The following is a 16131-nucleotide window of genomic DNA, read 5'->3' as shown; positions in this document are numbered from 1 at the left end:
AAACCGCCCCGGTCCTGAGCTGGCTTGCGCTGAGCGAAATCGAAGCGTCGAAAGACCGGAACGGCTTATACATTCATTGATTATTATGGATGCAGTTTGGAAAATTCCTTTTTAAATTCTTCCGCACCTATTTTTGCCCTGTCGGCACTGGTGCCATAGGTGAGTTCATTTTTCCCTTGTTTCAATTGTTCAAATATGCTTTCAACAAAGGGACCCACTTCAGGTGCATGATCATGCAAGCCTTTTCCACCCAGATCGGTCTTCAATGCAGGCGGAACAATTTCCACTACATTGATATTGCGGTCTTTCAGTAAATAGCGCAATGAAATCGTAAAGGACCTGAAGAACGCCTTGGTAGCCGAATACACAGGTACTTTGGCAAAAGGTGAAAATGCCAGTCCGGAAGTTACATTCATGATCGTATCCAATGCAGGCAGCTTAATAAACAGGGATATCAGGTGCAGGGGCGCTTCAATATTGATAGCAATTTCCTGTTGGGCCCTGGTAAAGAAATTATCGTCGGCAGGCGACATCCAGTTTTGAATACCGGCATTGTTCACCAGTACATTCAGGTCTTTGTGTTCCGTTGCTATCCATTTGTACAGGGCTTCTCTGTCGGCCACATTTTCCAGATCGGTTTTTTTTGTAATAACAGCCGGATGCTTAGCGGTTAAATCTTTTAATACGTCTTCACGGCGGCCACAAACAATTACGGTGTGCCCGTCTTTCAATAAATACTCAACAATTCCCAATCCAATACCGGATGCGCCGCCGGTTACAAGAATTTTACTATTTGGTTTCATGTTCATTTACTTTTTTACTTCGTTAATGGAAGTGTAAAGGTAACAGGAAAGCCGGGGCGGGGAGTTGCAAGCAACAATCCAATGTTTGCAAAAATCAAATCTTTTCCAATTCTTCGCGGAAAGCGTTGGGCGAGAAGCTGGTATGTTTGCGGAAGAAGTTGCTGAAGTGTGCCACTTCTTCAAAGCCCAGGCTCCAGGCAACTTCGGAAATGTTCCAGTTGGTGTGCCGCAATAAGATCTTTCCCTCCTGTAATACCCGCTGGCCAATGATCTCGGTAGTGGTTTTGCCGGTTGATTCTTTCAACACCTTGTTTAAATAGTTCACGTGCACCGATAGCCTGTCGGCATAATCTTTAGCGGCTCGCAGCTCCAGCTTCTGGTAGGGTGTTGCTATGGGGAATTGCCTTTCGAGCAGTTCAATGAACAGCGAGGTTACCCGGTCGGCTGCTTTATGTGGCGTAACGAGGGCAGAAGCGGGTTGCAGCTTTTGTCCGTAGTGGATGAGCTCCATTACATAATTGCGCAACAGATCATATTTGAAGGCATAGTCAGAAGCCAGTTCTTTGGCCATTTTACGAAATATGGCGGCAATTTCTTCATACTCCTCATTGCCAAGCTGAAATACCGGATAGGCGCCGGGTTTAAAAATGGGCAGTTCATCCAGTGCGATCGCGCTTTTACCTGAAGTAAAGTAAGAATCGGTAAAAATGCAGAAATAGCCGAGCTGGTTATCATCCTGCGGTACGTAATGATATGGAATGCGGGGCGTGGCAAACAACAGCCCGCATTTTTCAATATGGAGAACTTTATCAGCGTACTCAACGTGGTTGCGGCCGTTTATTAAACTGATCTTGTAAAAATTTCGCCGGTTATACGGCATCACCCCTTTTTTACTGCGAAGGGTGGCGAGCACCTCATCGATCTTAAACACATTAAAATGCCCCACGGCTTTGTTGATGCCATCGGGAAGATTGACATCGATGCCTTTATAAAACTCTTCCAGGGTTTTTGCTTCCTTTTTTGCCATATACTTTTATTTGCAAAAATCAAATATACGGGGAATTATTGATTGGGGTTGTGGGGAGATCATTTGGCGACCTTATAGATTAGGGTTTAATTAGTGCCAGAGAATTTAGATGTAGTCATTTTTAGAGTAGTTTTTATTTGCATACATTGCCTTCTTCCGTTCAATATCTTCTTTTATTTCCAGCACAGTAGGCAGTACTTCGGGTGGAATGCGCAGTTCAGGATTATCCACGTCGTGGTTGTTTGTTAAAAGCTGTGTGGCATAATACAATAATGAATATTTGTCCCGTAAGATTTTGCCATGGGTTTCATTTGCAAAGGCGTTTGAAACAATTTGCATTTGTTCCTGTATCAACAGATTAGTGAAAAACCAGTACAGGTTTTCGTAATTACTGTCGATGATGACTTGCCACAACTTTTCTTCAATTTTATTAAAAACGGCGTTCCAAATCTCAATAACAATCAAAGTTTTTAGTGAATTAATATCGGGGTTTTGTTCTCTTTGCCTGTTAATCAATTTAAGTGCTTCCTTTTTATGCTGGTTGTTTTCATAGTAAAAAAGGGCCAAGTTATTTATAGTCTTGATATTTCCTTTATCAATGGCCTGCAGGTAATAGTTTAATGCTTCTTTTTTCCTGCCTTCATTATCATAAAGAAGGGCTAAGTTGTTTAAAGCTTTGATATGGCCTTTTTCAATAGCTAGCAGGTAATAGTTTTCCGCTTCTTTTTTTCTACCTTCCTCATCATAAAGACTGGCTAGGTTATTTAATGCATTAATATCCCCTTTTTCGATAGCCTGTAAATAGTAGTTTTCTGCTTCTTTGTTTCTGCCTTCATCTTTGTAAAGAACGGCTATGTTATATAAAGCATTTACGTTTCCTTTTTCAATAGCCTGCAGGTAATAGCTTTTCGCTTTTTTATTATTACCTTCTCTATTAAATACCACTCCTTTTAAATAAAATTTTACTCCATCATTTTCATTTTCCAGTTCATCTGTTAGTTTATGGGCTTCCACATAATTTCTTTCCTCAATTAACTTTGTAATTTCATTTACGATGTCGGAATATTTTTTGGGTAATTCTAAAAAATTGTTTGATTCAGATGAAGTCTTTAATTTAGTAGTATACACCAACATTTCATCTCTTTCTTGGGTGCTAATATATTTCGACTGACTAAACGCTTTGGTTAATATTAAAGCCCTTTCATAAGGAATCTTTTCTTCCTGCACGTTGGCAATATGTTTAGCAACAAGCGTTCTTAGATGAGCAGTATCATACCAGGTTTCAATGAAAATGGTTAGCCATTTTGCTTTTCTTTTCTGTTCTGGGTTTCCCTGCGTAACTATCAACCACATATTGAAAAATCGTTCAGATAAACGGTATAAATGATTTTTTTTGGAGGTTGACAAAGTTTCTATAATGCCATTATTCGTCAATTGTTTCAAATGTGCAGAGATCAATTTGCTTTCCATTTTGCATTTTTGAACCAATTGCCTGGCGGTACAGGCTTCCCAAATAAAAGCCGTTTCCAAAACTATTTTTCGCTGAGGCGCCGGTAAATTATTAAGTCTTTCCTGGTATAATGGAGTTACTTTGTCCATCACTTTTCGAATATAGTCGAACCCGTAAAGTGTGGAATCCTGTAATAATATTTCAATAAAGAATTGCAACGTTCTGGGTAATCCATCTGTTAGAATTCGTACCGCTTCAATTTTTCCGGGATTATTTTTTGTGAAAACTGCCAATTCTGACAAGCCCATCATTTGGCTCCAGTGATTTAGAAGTAGGTGTATTTCTTCCGATGATAAGGGCCCTAGCCGATGGCGCCGGAAAAATTCGTAAAATGGTTTATCATATCGCCAAAAGTGTTCATCCATGCGGGTACTGCCTCCAATGATTTGGATGTCATTATAATTATGCAGCGTTTCTCGCAATAAGTTGCCATCATCAATAAAATTTTCAATAATCCGGTCCAGGTTATCCAGTAATAATACGATCTTTCTTTTTTTTGCTTTCAGCACTTTATTGATCTCGTCATATAGATAACGTGTATAGCTTTGGTCATCATTAAATGCATCGTATTCCTTAAGAGTGAAAGGTATTTCCAGTTTAACGCCTGTTTCTTTTAATACTTCCAACCACAGATCAAAAAGCCGGTAAATGCCAGCTTGTTCTTCTGCCAGATTAATTGCAATGTATTTTTTAGATAATGCCGGGTTTTCTTCAATTTCAATTTGAATTCGTTTAAGCAAAGTAGATTTACCGCTTCCCCTTCTGCCCAGAATTAATTCGTGTTGCAATGGGTCTTTGCTTTTTTTGTTTTTGAGATCGTCAATGATCAATTGAAATTCAGCTACGCGTACAATGAAATTATTTTTAACTGTCTGATAATCGCTGTTAGCCGACTGATATGTATCAAGCTGATCAACAACCTTGTTGCCAGTTATTTTCTTTTGGTTATCCATGATAAACCGGGTTATTTCGTTTCCAAAATGCCTGCAAAAAAGGCGAAACAAAAAAGTATGTATTGTTTTCTTCAGTGATATATCCATCCTCTTCAAGGCCATCTATAAAGTCCATATAGGTATCTTTCTTGCCATGTCTTATTGCAATATCATACAGTTTTTGCATACTGATCGTATTTTTGTGAGCAATAAAAATTAATACTTCATTTACAAATTCAGCATCTGCCAATGGCATATAATCAAACAGCCTGCTTTTCCAATCTTTAAAATGATCGCTGTTTTTTACCACTTCATCAAATGCCCTGTCAATATCATTAACAGTAATTGCCGGATTGTGATTCTTTCTAGCTTTACTGTTAATTTCATCCAGCATCAGGTTAATAAAATAGGGTAGGCAGTATTGTATTTTAGATAGCAGGTACTGCATCAATACTTCGGTATAGCGAATTGTGGCTTTATTGCCAGTAGCCCAAAGGATATAATCAATGGCTTCTTCATTTGTTAAAGCTGCAAATTTTACTTTATGAAAGTCGTTGCAGTCAACGTTCCTTCCTTCAATTGTTTTTATCACATGATAAATACCAATTGAACCTGCAAGCACCAGGCGAAAATTGCTGAATTGATCCTCCTGCCGCCATCGACGCAAGGTTTTTAATATTATTACTGCATCTTCCTTATTATTATTCTTATTCAGGTTATGTAAAACCTCGGGTAATTCATCAATTAAGAATACTATTTTATAATCATTCTGTTTTAGTTTAAGCAATAATTGATTCACTGCCTCTAAAAAGTTAATTGAACGTTCCCGGATCTTTAAAGTGCCGGTAATGCTTACTTCTTCAATTCCCGTTTCTTTTAACAGGCGCAGCCATTCCGATGCCTTTTGATTGAAATTCATGCATGATTTAATGAGTTCATAGATCGATTTAAAAAAGTGCTCAGCTGAATCAAGTCCCTGCACATTTTGATATTTACATCTGTAGTTATCTACAGTATTATCAATCATATGCTTCATAATGGATGATTTCCCCACCCGGCGAGGTGCGGCCAGTAATACATGATTACCAATTAATATCTGTTGCCATATTTCGCCTATTATTTCTGGCCTGTCATAATAATAATCGCCTGTGGCTGTATTGCCTATAATGATTTTAGGGTTTATCCAATTCATAATCATATAGTTGCAGTGATTTGGTTATTGCTGGTTTGACAACAAATTTATTGCTAAGTATCGTTGACAACAAATTTATTGTCAAATTTTGATCTGGGTCAAGTCAGGCCACTTCGCAATTGAAGCCATTTGTAGTTGAATTTGTAATCAGCATTTCTTTTTATTACCGATCCCGGTCTTTGGGTATTATTGCGAATAATGTGACTAAATCCGCCACCTTGAAAAGTTCGTATGTTGTTGAAAGAGAGAATACGGAACGGAATTTGTTTATTACGTTGTGCTTTATGCGACTATTCCGTTCTGTGTTAACCATTAGACAATAACCTAATATGTACGTTGCGAACACACACCTTAAGCCTGTGATCGGTATTGATCTCCATTTTGTGAACACGCCGATCCCTTTTATTCCGCTTCCACATCCATACATTGGCCTGGTAATAGATCCCTTCGATTATATTCCATTTATTGGTGCAACTGTAAAAGTGAATCATGTACCCCGTGGCAATACCGATACGGGCGGTATGATCATTACGTTCATGCATATTCCTTTTGGCATAGGGTTTTCGCTGATGCCTATCATTGGGCACGATAGCCAGAACTTCTTTGGCAGCAAAACGGTGTCGGTAGATGGCGCACCCATGAGTGGGGCTGGTTACATGATGATGACCTGTAACGACATTGGGTTGCCACTTTCGTTCCGGCCCGGAAAAAAATTCAAACCTATTCCTTCTTTATACCTGCCTACCTCATTTTGTATACCCCTGCAATGGGGCAAACCGGTAATGGTAGGCGGTCCGCTGGTGCCCAATTTCAGCCTCATGGCATTGTTGAAAGCCTTTGTCTTTGGTTCTTTCCTGAAAATATTTGGCAAAATAGGCGGCAAACTGTTAAAGGCGCTAAACAACAAGCTGCTCAAAAAATTCCCTTCTACCAAAAAGCTAAGCGAAAAATTATGTCACATGGGTTTCGACCCCGTTGACCTCATTACCGGCCGCGTAAATTATACTTACACCGATATTGAATTGCCGGGGCCCATTCCATTAAAATTTACCCGTAGCTGGGATAGCGATTCTGCCCTTGCAGGTCCGTTGGGGCATGGTGTTCACCTGAGCTACGATCGTTGGGTGCAGGAATGGCAGGAGGACAATTGTTTGTCGTTAATGATGGCCGATGGCCGGTTGGTGGTTTTTCCATTGCTGGCAGAAGGGGAGGAATATTATCATTCGCAGGAAAAATTATTACTGCGGCGCAAACAAAACGGCCATTTTTTGCTGGAAGATTATAATGACAATTGCTATTACCATTTCAACTTCAGTAAGCAACCGGGCATCTGGCGTTTGTCGTTTATTGAAGATTACAGCGGCAACCGCATACAGGTACATTATACTGGCCGTCATATAAATGCTATTACTGATTCTGTTGGCCGGCAGCTCTTTTTTTCATCTGATGAGCATTACCGCATTACCAGCGTAACGCTCAAACACAAAACAGTTGAACAGGTTTTGGTTAGCTATGGTTACAACGAAGCCGGCGACCTGGTGACTATTGCTGATGCGCAGGGGCAGTCGGTTCATGTGGAGTATCGCGATCACCTGATGGTTAAAAAGACTGATCGTAACGGACAATCTTTTTACTGGGAATACGATGATACCAACCGGTGTGTGCATACCTGGGGCGATGGCGGCATATTGGAAGGGTTTATACAATATGGCAAAGGATGTAACGAAATAACCAACTCGTTAGGGGAAACAACCATTTATTATTTCGACGAGAATGATCTGTGTATACAGAAAACCGACCATTATGGCAATCATCGCTACACAGAATATACCGATGATTTTGAATTGTACCGCGAAATAGATGAAACTGGCAGCATAACCGGTTACAAATACAATGAACGCGGATTATTACAGGAAAAAACATTTCCCGATGGTAACAGCATCCAGTTTCATTACAACGAATACAATCAGCCTGTTTTAAAGATCAATCCCGATGGAAGCAGTCAAACCCTGGGTTATGATGCTGCACGCCGTCTGCGGTTTGTGAATTATCCCAATGGAAATACAATAACCTATGATTACAACGCAGCAGGTCAAATAGCAGCGATCATAGAAAGCGGTAATCGCAAAACGATCTTAAGTTATGATGAAGATGAGAATCTGACGGGCCTGCAATGGCCAGATGGAGCTGCCGTCAGCTGGAAGTATGATGCATTGGGGAATTGTATACAAAGCAGCAATACTTCCGGACAGGTACGGCAATTTAAATATGATGCATTGAACCGTTTGCGTCATGTATACCTGCCCGATGGCAATACGATAAAACTGGCTTACAATGCGTATGAGGAAGTGGTTCATGTCACAGATAAACACCAGGATGTGCAATTCGAATACACCGCCTTGGGAAAGCTTGCCAAACAGAAGCAACAACACACGGAGCTGTGTTTTTTATACGATACTGAACAAAGGTTGAATACTGTGGTAAACGAAGCCGGCCGGCATTATACTTTTGATTACAACAAACGTGGGGAGATCATCAAAGAAACTGGCTTTGGCGGTTTGCAGCGTACGTTTGAACGGGATGAAACCGGTAAGGTTGTGAAGATGGTTCGTCCCGGAGGCCGTTTTACAAATTATGAATATGATGCCAATGGTCGGGTCATACGGGTAGAGCAGGAAGATGGTAGCTGGGAATTATATACGTATGATAGTAATGGCAACCTGAAGGAAGCAATTAATGAGCACAGTCATGTACAATTTACCCGCAATAAAATTGGGCAGGTAGAATCAGAAGCGCAGAACGAATACAAGGTGCATAGTCATTATAACAAAACAGGCGAGCGCATACAGGTAACCAGTAACCTCGGTGCCGAAATAAAATTACAACGCGATCAGCTGGGGCAGATAACACATCTGCAAGCAAAACAACATGAGATGTTGTGGCAATCGCATCTGAAATATAACCAGGCAGGGCAGGAGATAGAAAGATTATTACCGGGTGGCATCACCAGTGAATGGCAATACGATGGCGCAGGCAGGCCACGTGAACATCGGGTTACCCAGGGCAGTGTGATACAAAGCTGGAAGAAATATACCTGGGACGCCAATGACCGGTTGACAAATATTTTTGACGCCATTGCACAGGGGAATACCCATTTCAAGTATGATTTGCTGGGCAATCTGGTATTTGCACAATATGCCGATAACCGTATTGTACACCGGGCAACGGATGCAACCGGTAATATTTATGAGACCACAACAAAATCAGATCGCATCTATAACAGCGCCGGTGCTTTGCTGGAAAATGATAAATATATTTTCAGGTATGATGAGGAGGGGAACCTGGTAAGTAAAACCGAAAAAGGTACTTTCAAAAAAACAATATACGAATGGTACGCCAATAGACAGTTACAAAAGGTAATACGCTCCGATGGAAGGGAGGTTGCATTTACGTATGATGCGTTGGGCCGCCGTATTTCCAAAACATTTGCCGGAATCATTACCCGTTGGGTGTGGGATGGAGACAAGCCATTACATGAATGGAGTTACAAAGAGGAAGAAAAACCTCAATCTGTAGTGAACGAGTGGGGTGACGTTAATTATAATAAGGAAGAACCCAACCCTGCGAACGCATTGGAAAAAGAAAAGGATATAACCTGGATATTTGAGCAGGATAGCCACCGGTTGGCCGCCAAAATCGTGAATGGAGCAACCTATAGCGTAATAAACGACCATGTGGGTACGCCGCGATGGATGTATGATGTAGAAGGGAAAAAAGTTTGGGAAGGTGTATTGGATATTTATGGAAGAATCAGAACTTTATGCGGTAGCAGCAGCGAACTGCCGTTCAGGTACCAGGGGCAGTATGAAGATGTGGAAACGGGATTGTATTATAATAGGTGCAGGTATTATGATTCCGAACAGGGGAACTATATAAGTCAGGACCCGATCGGTTTGGCTGGGAATAATCCTACCTTATATGGGTATGTGAACGATCCTAATATTCTAATAGACCCATTGGGTTTAAATGCAGCGCCTGAAACGGCTGCGCAATTTGAAGCGAGAATATCAAAAATGCCGCCTGGAGAAAGGGTTCTTGCTGTAAATGGAAAAGTGGCCAAGGTGGCCCGAAAAAATGGTTGGGAAAAAGATAATAGAATTACCAGGTTAAACAATAGAGATGTTTATAAAGATGCTGATGGTAATCTATATGCAGCGGATACGCAGCATGGAAGAATTGAATATAATGATAAGCGAGGAAAGCATTTAGGTGAGCACGATATTGATGGCGTTTTCAAAAAGCCTGCTGACACAAAGGGCAAGCATGATTTAAAATGCGGTTAAAATAAAATATGGGAAACATAAAATTAATAGATTCAAAAGAAGATCTTGTTCGGGGCTCCATATTAAGATGCAAAGGGATGTACCCTTATGAAGATTATGTAGATTTCATGGTAATTGAACAACAGGGAGAATATGCATTGCTGGTGATATCCGGTTATAAAGCCGGGTTGACATTTGTTGTATTGCCCCAGGAATCTGTTCCTGCAAATAATGAAGGTTATGCAATAAATATTGAGTGGTTAAAATCTAACTGGAGTAAATGGGGATATATAGATTGCCCTGTTACTGATGTTCATATTATATTTAGAGAGGCGCCTAAAAGTTTTGATGATGTTTAAAAGCCAAATTCAAAATTTATTTTTTTACCGCATAAGTTGCCAATTTAGTGGAAAAAGTCGTTCAAGATGAGACGGGAGTTTGTCAACTGGGACGTAAATTCGCAACTTAGGCCCCAACGTTCGCAACTTAGGCCCCAACGTTCGCAACTTAGGCCCCAATGTTCTGAACTTTCCAGTCAATGTTTTAAACTTTCCACGCAATCTTTTGAACATTCCATTCAATGTTTTAAACTTTCCATCCAATCTTGTGAGTTTTCCAGGCAATGTTTTGAGGTTTCACCTCAACCTTGAAAACTTTCCACAAGAAGTTGCAAACAAGTGCCCCATAGTTCGCAACAAGTGCCCCAACGTTCGCAACAGGTGCCCCAACGTTCGCAACAGGTGCCCCAACGTTCGCAACAAGTGCCCCAACGTTTGCAACATACGCGGCATCCTTAGCAACTTTCCAACCGAACTTTCCAAAAAACGGTACCGGATAGCTTATAGTTGTGTAATTTGAGCAAATGTTGAAATGAAAAAGAGAAAGTAAGCCACAAATGGATAATTTAATATACCTGCGTTGGAAAAGGAGAAAATAAATCTGTAAAGAAATGGAACGCGCTTAGCGTGCACGGATAGCGTTGTAAACCTTTTTATTGCATCTTGCACCCTGAAATGCTCCCAACACATGAGCTCGCACCCCTTTGATTTTACACCGCTGCAATCTTATTTAAGTCAACTGGCATCGTTTGATGAAACCGATTGGCATTGCCTCGAAGAGATCGCATCTATCAAACAGTTTGATAAAAAAGAATATATTCAAAAGGCAGGTCGCCCCTGTAAAACAGTCGGCTTTATACTCGAGGGGTGTGTTCGCTGGGTAAAGGACCTTAATGGGGTAGAGCGCACTTTTGATTTTGCTGTAACCAACGATTTCGTGACCGACTATGTAAGCATAATAACAGGAAAGCCCAGTGAAGTAAATATTGTTGCTATTAAAAATACAACGATGATCTGCATGGATGCCGGACGTTTACTTACATTGTTCGACAAATCTTTTGCCTGGCAGAAAGCCGGCCGCCACCTGGCAGAACGTACCGCCTGTTATGCCATGGAACGGCTGCTGGCTTCCTATTACGAAACGCCGCAAATGCGCTATGAGCAGTTAATGAATGCCGATCCCGAATTATTTCTGCAAATACCTCATCATATACTGGCCAATTATTTGGGCATGACGAAAGAAACACTGAGCAGGTTGCGCAATACTAATAGATAGGCACTTTATTGTTGATTCCAATCAAAATTTCCGTTACGGATTGCCAATAGCTTTGGGCAAAATTATAGGAATGGAAGAAACAATGATGAACGCTATTTTCACTGATCCCGATACGCAGGGCTTTACTTTCCGCAAAACAGCTATTCCTGTTCCAACTCCCGGTCAGGCGCTGATAAAAGTGAATACTTTTTCTCTGAACCAGGGTGAAACCCGCACCGCAATGGCTGCAACCACCAGTTATATACCGGGTTGGGACTTTGCCGGTGTAATTGTGAAAGCGGCTGCAGATGGCAGTACGCCTGCTACTGGTACACGGGTGTTCGGTTATGTAGCACAGGCATCATGGGCCGGGTACCTGGTTGCTGCTGGTGTGCAAATTGCAGCAATTCCCGAATCTATCAGTGATGCGCAGGCTGCCTGTTTACCCATCGCAGGCCTCACTGCTTTGGCTTGTCTCGATGCCAGCGGAGATTGTAAGGGCCGTCGCCTGTTAATTACCGGTGCTGCTGGTGGGGTTGGGCGTTTTGCCTGTCAATTGGCAGCCAGGGCTGGGGCAACAGTAACTGCCATTAGCCGCCGTAGCGATCTGGCGAGCCAGTTAGAAGAAGATGGAATAAAACCGGTTCCCGTTTTTACCAGTGTAGAAGCGGCAAAAGAAGCCGGTGAATATGATATAATATGGGATTCCATAGGCGGCAATACGCTGGCAACTGCGCTCTCTGCACTGTCCCGAAATGGCCTCTGCATCAATTTTGGTAACTCTGCCCGTGAGGCAACCTCATTTAACGTGCGGGCTGCAGGCTGGCCATTCCATGGTATCCGTTGTATTTGGCTGGGGCGGGAGCCAGTTTTTCCCAGCACCCCTTTACTCGATCGCCTCGCCAACATGGTACAACAAGGAGAGCTGAGAACAACTATTGACAGTGAAATGTCCTGGACTAAAATAAACGAAGCCGCCGGCAGATTAGTGCAACAACAGGTTAATGGTAAGATCGTTTTACTCACTACTTCGCTACATCGATCTTAACCTTTTTATTCTTGATGCGCTCTGTTTTGATCAACTGTAATGTATGGCTTGCTCTTGATTTACGTACCGCCACAAAAGAGAAAAAGTCTTTTACTTCAATTAATCCGATATCCTCTTTTTTCAACTGGCCTCTATTGGTGAGAAAGCCCACAATATCCACTTTGTTCACCTTATCTTTTTTGCCGGCTGCAATAAACAGGGTGGTCCATACCGGCTTTTGGGGTACTATGGCCGTGGGCGGCAGGTCGATCGGAGTGGGCGCAGGGGTAATATATTCTGGAAGGTATTCATGTGGCGCCAGTATTAATATGGCCGTGCCGCTGGCTTCCATGCGGGCCGTGCGCCCGTTGCGGTGGGTAAATGATTCCCGGGTATTGGGAAGCTGGTAATGTACAATGTAACGAATGTTCGGAATATCCAGTCCACGTGCTGCCAGGTCGGTGGTCACTAATACATTGGAACTGCCATTCCGGAATTTGCACAAGGCACTGTCGCGTTCCTGCTGTTCCATAGCGCCGTGGTAAAACACATTCACAATGCCTTTATCTTTAAGGTACGCGCTCACCTGCTCTACAAACTCGCGTTGGTTGCAAAACACAATGGTCGACCGGTTGCCCAGTGCACAAATAAGTTTGAATAATGTGTCGGATTTGTCGGAGTCGTCGCTCCTTACCATTTGAACATCCAGGGCGGCTGAGGGTTCGCCCTTCAAAAAATTGATGGCTATAGCGTTTGTTAACCCTACAAATGCAGGAATTTCCACCGCTTCTGTTGCAGAAGTAAGTATCCTTTTCTTTAAACCAGGCAGGGAGCTAATTACGAACGACATTTCTTCTTCAAAGCCCTGTTCCAGCGACTTGTCAAACTCATCGAGTACCAGCGTCTCAATATGGGTGGTAATAATATTTCCACGGCGTATATGATCGGCCAGCCGGCCAGGTGTTCCCACAATCAGCGCGGGTGCCTGCTTCAGGTTGTTCTCTTCGGTTTCGCGCAAATGACCACCATAGCAACAGGTGATCTTGAAACCGGTTCCCATCTTTTTGAATACCTGTTCAATTTGCAGGGCCAGTTCACGCGAAGGTACAATGATGAGCGCCTGGCAAACGCGCGAATTTCTTTGTAACAATTGCGTTACCGGCAGCAAATAAGCGAGCGTTTTGCCAGAACCGGTATCTGCCAGCAATACTACTTCGTTTGACGTTTTATTGGCTTCAAGAGACGCTTGCTGCATCTCATTTAATGTCTCTATCTGTAAATTAGAAAGTGTGTCCTCAATTGAAAAGGAAGATATCTGCATTTGGCAAAAGTACGTCAATAAAAAGTATTGCTATTTTTAACAGTCCCGGTTATTTCACCAGTTCCACATTTAAAGCAACCGGGCCTTTGGGGCTGTTCTGTACTTCAAAAGTAACCCTGTCATTCTCTTTTATGGGGATTGTTAGTTCGTTCACGTGTACAAATATCCGTTCCTTCGAAACTGAATCATTGATGAAACCGAATCCTTTATGGTCATTAAAAAAGCTGACTATGCCGGTTCTTTTTTCATCTGCTGGTCTTTCTTCCAGTTTGGGAACACCGATTTGCATATCTTCCTGGCGGAAGATCTTCCTTTTCCGTGGATCGGGCGGAGTGGATGTTAAATTACCATTTTCATCAAGATAAGCGATCATATCATCAAGGCTTTTGCCTTTCTCCTTATTATCTTTCCGTTCTTTCATCTTTTCCAGCTTCTCCTGTTGTTTCTTCTGACGTTTTTTTTCTCTTTCTTTCTTGTTAAATGTTTCCTGGGATTTAGACATATTTATTTATTTGGTGATTCCTGCCTGGCAGGATATTTTGTTTATATATAACTGATCAATAAAGCCACCTTAAGTTGACTGATGGCACTAAAACATTTTTATCGTATTAGCTGAGCAAGGAAATAAGCAAGAAAAATAGTGCGGTTATATAGAATGCGGAGCTTAAAACGAATAATAACCAAAGTTACGCTTTTTTATTGGTAATTCCTCTTTTGTTCATTTGGCATACCAATGATTAGCTATACCCGTCAGGCGGGTAGGGGAGGTGAAATTTGTGGTAAGTAAACCTAAATGGCTTATGCGCTTATAGCGCGATTAAACCCCGTTCAATTGCTGCAGCAATTCATTTACGTTCGCCACACCTGTTTTTCTCCATATTATCTTTCCTGCCTTAAATACAATTACGGTTGGAACCGCCTGTATGCCATAACGATTGGCGTAAGCGGGGTTCTTGTCAATATCCATCTTTAAGATGGTGGCATTTTCGCCGATCTTTTCCTTTAGCTGCTTCAACACCGGTTCCATCATTTTACAGGGACCGCACCAGGTGGCAAAAAAATCAACGACAACCGGTTTATTTCCGTTTATATGGGTTTCGAATGACATCGCTCAAAGTATTTAATGCAATTTACAGTAATAACCATACCCGGTGCCGCAGCAAACAAAACCGGGGTAAAACTAAAGGAGAGACCCTGTATTTGTGGGACATATTTATTTTATACTTTACCTATAACACGCTGCAAATGTTGAATGAACTGGTCAATAGGCCGGGGGCTGTAAAAACATGGCCGATGTGGTTGACGCACAATTGCAGGAGTATTTAAAAAAAGTAATTCAACCCGGTGATTTCCAGCTGTTTGGCCGGGTATAATGTAGTTTACGATTTTTCATCGACTACTTTTTGCAATTGGTAATGGTATGCCCCTGAAGTGGGTACAATAGGGTCATTGGTGAGCAGGGAATATTCTTTTATAAAACTGGCGCCGAAGTACAGGATAAAGGAAGAATAAAACACAAATAACAATATTAGTACAATGGCGGTGCCGGCACCATAAATAGCGCCGGCATTGCTATTGCTCATTAAAGAGGATAGAATGGTTTTTCCAATGTAAAACAGAATACCAGTAAGCAATCCACCTATTGATGCCGCACGCCAGGAGGGGCGCGCATTGGCCAGGAACCGGAAGAGCACGATAAACCATACAGCAACCACTACCACACCGGCAATTTGGTTAAAGATGCCGGTAAGGAAGATCTCCGCTTCGGGCCAAAGCATTCTGATATAACTACCGGCAATGGTCCGTAGCAGATCGAGCATATTAGAGACAATGAATAGCATTGCAGCTGTAATCATTATAACCAGCGATTTACCCCGGGTTTTGAGATCATAAATAAAACCGGTCTTCTCAAGGCGGATATTCCAGATATCGTTCAGGGTGTTTCTGATCACTTTGAACAGGGTAGTGGCAATAAAGACAAGGAATAGCAATCCCAATACTCCCATATACCAATTTTGCGCAAGGTGGCGGAATCCACGGGCGGTATTTCTCAATTGTTCAGCCCCTTCATTACCCAATGTGGCCGAGAGCGTTTCGCGCATTTCGGCGCCCACCAGTCGTCTGTTGAAAAAAATGCTTAACAATTGAAACAGGAGTAACATGATGGGCGGTAGCGCAAAGCTGGTAAAGAACGCTGTTGCCCCGGCCATGCGCAATGGATCATTTTGCTGCAAGCCATTGAACGAAGCTTTCAGCAATTTCCAAAAAATGGGCAGGCGCCAGGTTGAATGTTGTTTGCTCATCGTCTTTGCGTAAAAAGCGTAGTAAACTTCGCTTTTTGTTGATAATGTAATTTTTATACCTAATTTATACCAAAATGCGGAGTGTAATGCGCAATTTTAAT

General features: G+C 42.0%; 12 protein-coding genes. 4 read left to right on the top strand and 8 right to left on the bottom strand.

Translation table 11 applies throughout. The features are described 5' to 3' along the window. Positions 1-83: 83 nt before the first annotated feature. The 4 genes from A3860_RS39645 to A3860_RS39630 all read right to left on the bottom strand — a co-directional run bounded on the left by A3860_RS39645 (position 84) and on the right by A3860_RS39630 (position 5464). The gene (locus A3860_RS39645) at positions 84-803 is read right to left on the bottom strand and encodes an SDR family oxidoreductase (protein WP_216823620.1); all 720 of its coding nucleotides are present in this window, start codon (positions 801-803) and stop codon (positions 84-86) included. A 94-nt stretch (positions 804-897) separates the two neighbouring features. Further along, entirely contained in the window at positions 898-1830 is a 933-nt protein-coding gene (locus A3860_RS39640) for a helix-turn-helix domain-containing protein (RefSeq protein WP_081156130.1), read from the bottom strand. Positions 1831-1935: 105 nt separating this feature from the next. Beyond that, positions 1936-4293 carry a tetratricopeptide repeat protein gene (locus A3860_RS39635; RefSeq protein WP_158085502.1) on the bottom strand — a complete coding sequence of 786 codons (2358 nt, stop codon included), beginning with the start codon at positions 4291-4293 and terminating at the stop codon, positions 1936-1938. Continuing rightward, positions 4286-5464, bottom strand: coding sequence for a hypothetical protein (locus A3860_RS39630; protein ID WP_143774486.1), 1179 nt, complete (start codon positions 5462-5464; stop codon positions 4286-4288). Before A3860_RS39630 ends, A3860_RS39635 begins: the two co-directional genes overlap by 8 nt. A gap of 329 nt (positions 5465-5793) precedes the next feature. Here A3860_RS39630 and A3860_RS39625 point away from each other — a divergent pair, with 329 nt between their 5' ends. The 4 genes from A3860_RS39625 to A3860_RS39610 all read left to right on the top strand — a co-directional run bounded on the left by A3860_RS39625 (position 5794) and on the right by A3860_RS39610 (position 12427). Then, positions 5794-9807 carry an RHS repeat-associated core domain-containing protein gene (locus tag A3860_RS39625; RefSeq protein ID WP_081156127.1) on the top strand — a complete coding sequence of 1338 codons (4014 nt, stop codon included), beginning with the start codon at positions 5794-5796 and terminating at the stop codon, positions 9805-9807. A gap of 8 nt (positions 9808-9815) precedes the next feature. Further along, positions 9816-10145, top strand: coding sequence for an Imm45 family immunity protein (gene imm45 / locus A3860_RS39620; protein ID WP_216823619.1), 330 nt, complete (start codon positions 9816-9818; stop codon positions 10143-10145). 667 nt (positions 10146-10812) lie between these two features. Continuing rightward, positions 10813-11400: a Crp/Fnr family transcriptional regulator gene (locus tag A3860_RS39615; RefSeq protein WP_081156126.1), complete on the top strand. Its 588-nt coding sequence runs from the start codon at positions 10813-10815 to the stop codon at positions 11398-11400. A 70-nt stretch (positions 11401-11470) separates the two neighbouring features. After that, positions 11471-12427, top strand: coding sequence for a zinc-binding dehydrogenase (locus tag A3860_RS39610; RefSeq protein WP_081156125.1), 957 nt, complete (start codon positions 11471-11473; stop codon positions 12425-12427). Here the strand turns inward: A3860_RS39610 and A3860_RS39605 are convergent. The 4 genes from A3860_RS39605 to A3860_RS39590 all read right to left on the bottom strand — a co-directional run bounded on the left by A3860_RS39605 (position 12405) and on the right by A3860_RS39590 (position 16030). Continuing rightward, a complete protein-coding gene (locus A3860_RS39605; RefSeq protein ID WP_081156124.1) occupies positions 12405-13727 on the bottom strand; it encodes a DEAD/DEAH box helicase in 1323 nt (440 codons plus the stop codon). The genes A3860_RS39610 and A3860_RS39605 overlap by 23 nt on opposite strands. Before the next feature lie 49 nt (positions 13728-13776). Next, on the bottom strand, positions 13777-14229 hold the full coding sequence (locus tag A3860_RS39600) for a cold-shock protein (RefSeq protein WP_081156123.1): 453 nt from the start codon (positions 14227-14229) through the stop codon (positions 13777-13779). 315 nt (positions 14230-14544) lie between these two features. Next, positions 14545-14835 carry a thioredoxin gene (trxA, locus tag A3860_RS39595; protein ID WP_081156122.1) on the bottom strand — a complete coding sequence of 97 codons (291 nt, stop codon included), beginning with the start codon at positions 14833-14835 and terminating at the stop codon, positions 14545-14547. Between the two features lie 271 nt (positions 14836-15106). Then, on the bottom strand, positions 15107-16030 hold the full coding sequence (locus tag A3860_RS39590) for a YihY/virulence factor BrkB family protein (RefSeq protein WP_081156121.1): 924 nt from the start codon (positions 16028-16030) through the stop codon (positions 15107-15109). Positions 16031-16131 lie beyond the last annotated feature (101 nt).

This window comes from Niastella vici (genome assembly GCF_002077945.1).
In the GTDB taxonomy this organism is placed as follows: Bacteria; Bacteroidota; Bacteroidia; order Chitinophagales; family Chitinophagaceae; genus Niastella; species Niastella vici.
Note: the sequence above shows the minus strand (reverse complement) of the source record. Positions and strands in the feature narration are given on the sequence as shown.

Bases quoted from the DNA above. Each gene is read 5' to 3' on its own strand.
- A3860_RS39645 (WP_216823620.1), bottom strand. From the start codon at position 803: ATGAAACCAAATAGTAAAATTCTTGTAACCGGCGGCGCATCCGGTATT.
- A3860_RS39640 (WP_081156130.1), bottom strand. From the start codon at position 1,830: ATGGCAAAAAAGGAAGCAAAAACCCTGGAAGAGTTTTATAAAGGCATC.
- A3860_RS39635 (WP_158085502.1), bottom strand. From the start codon at position 4,293: ATGGATAACCAAAAGAAAATAACTGGCAACAAGGTTGTTGATCAGCTT.
- A3860_RS39630 (WP_143774486.1), bottom strand. From the start codon at position 5,464: ATGAATTGGATAAACCCTAAAATCATTATAGGCAATACAGCCACAGGC.
- A3860_RS39625 (WP_081156127.1), top strand. From the start codon at position 5,794: ATGTACGTTGCGAACACACACCTTAAGCCTGTGATCGGTATTGATCTC.
- imm45 (WP_216823619.1), top strand. From the start codon at position 9,816: ATGGGAAACATAAAATTAATAGATTCAAAAGAAGATCTTGTTCGGGGC.
- A3860_RS39615 (WP_081156126.1), top strand. From the start codon at position 10,813: ATGAGCTCGCACCCCTTTGATTTTACACCGCTGCAATCTTATTTAAGT.
- A3860_RS39610 (WP_081156125.1), top strand. From the start codon at position 11,471: ATGGAAGAAACAATGATGAACGCTATTTTCACTGATCCCGATACGCAG.
- A3860_RS39605 (WP_081156124.1), bottom strand. From the start codon at position 13,727: ATGCAGATATCTTCCTTTTCAATTGAGGACACACTTTCTAATTTACAG.
- A3860_RS39600 (WP_081156123.1), bottom strand. From the start codon at position 14,229: ATGTCTAAATCCCAGGAAACATTTAACAAGAAAGAAAGAGAAAAAAAA.
- trxA (WP_081156122.1), bottom strand. From the start codon at position 14,835: ATGTCATTCGAAACCCATATAAACGGAAATAAACCGGTTGTCGTTGAT.
- A3860_RS39590 (WP_081156121.1), bottom strand. From the start codon at position 16,030: ATGAGCAAACAACATTCAACCTGGCGCCTGCCCATTTTTTGGAAATTG.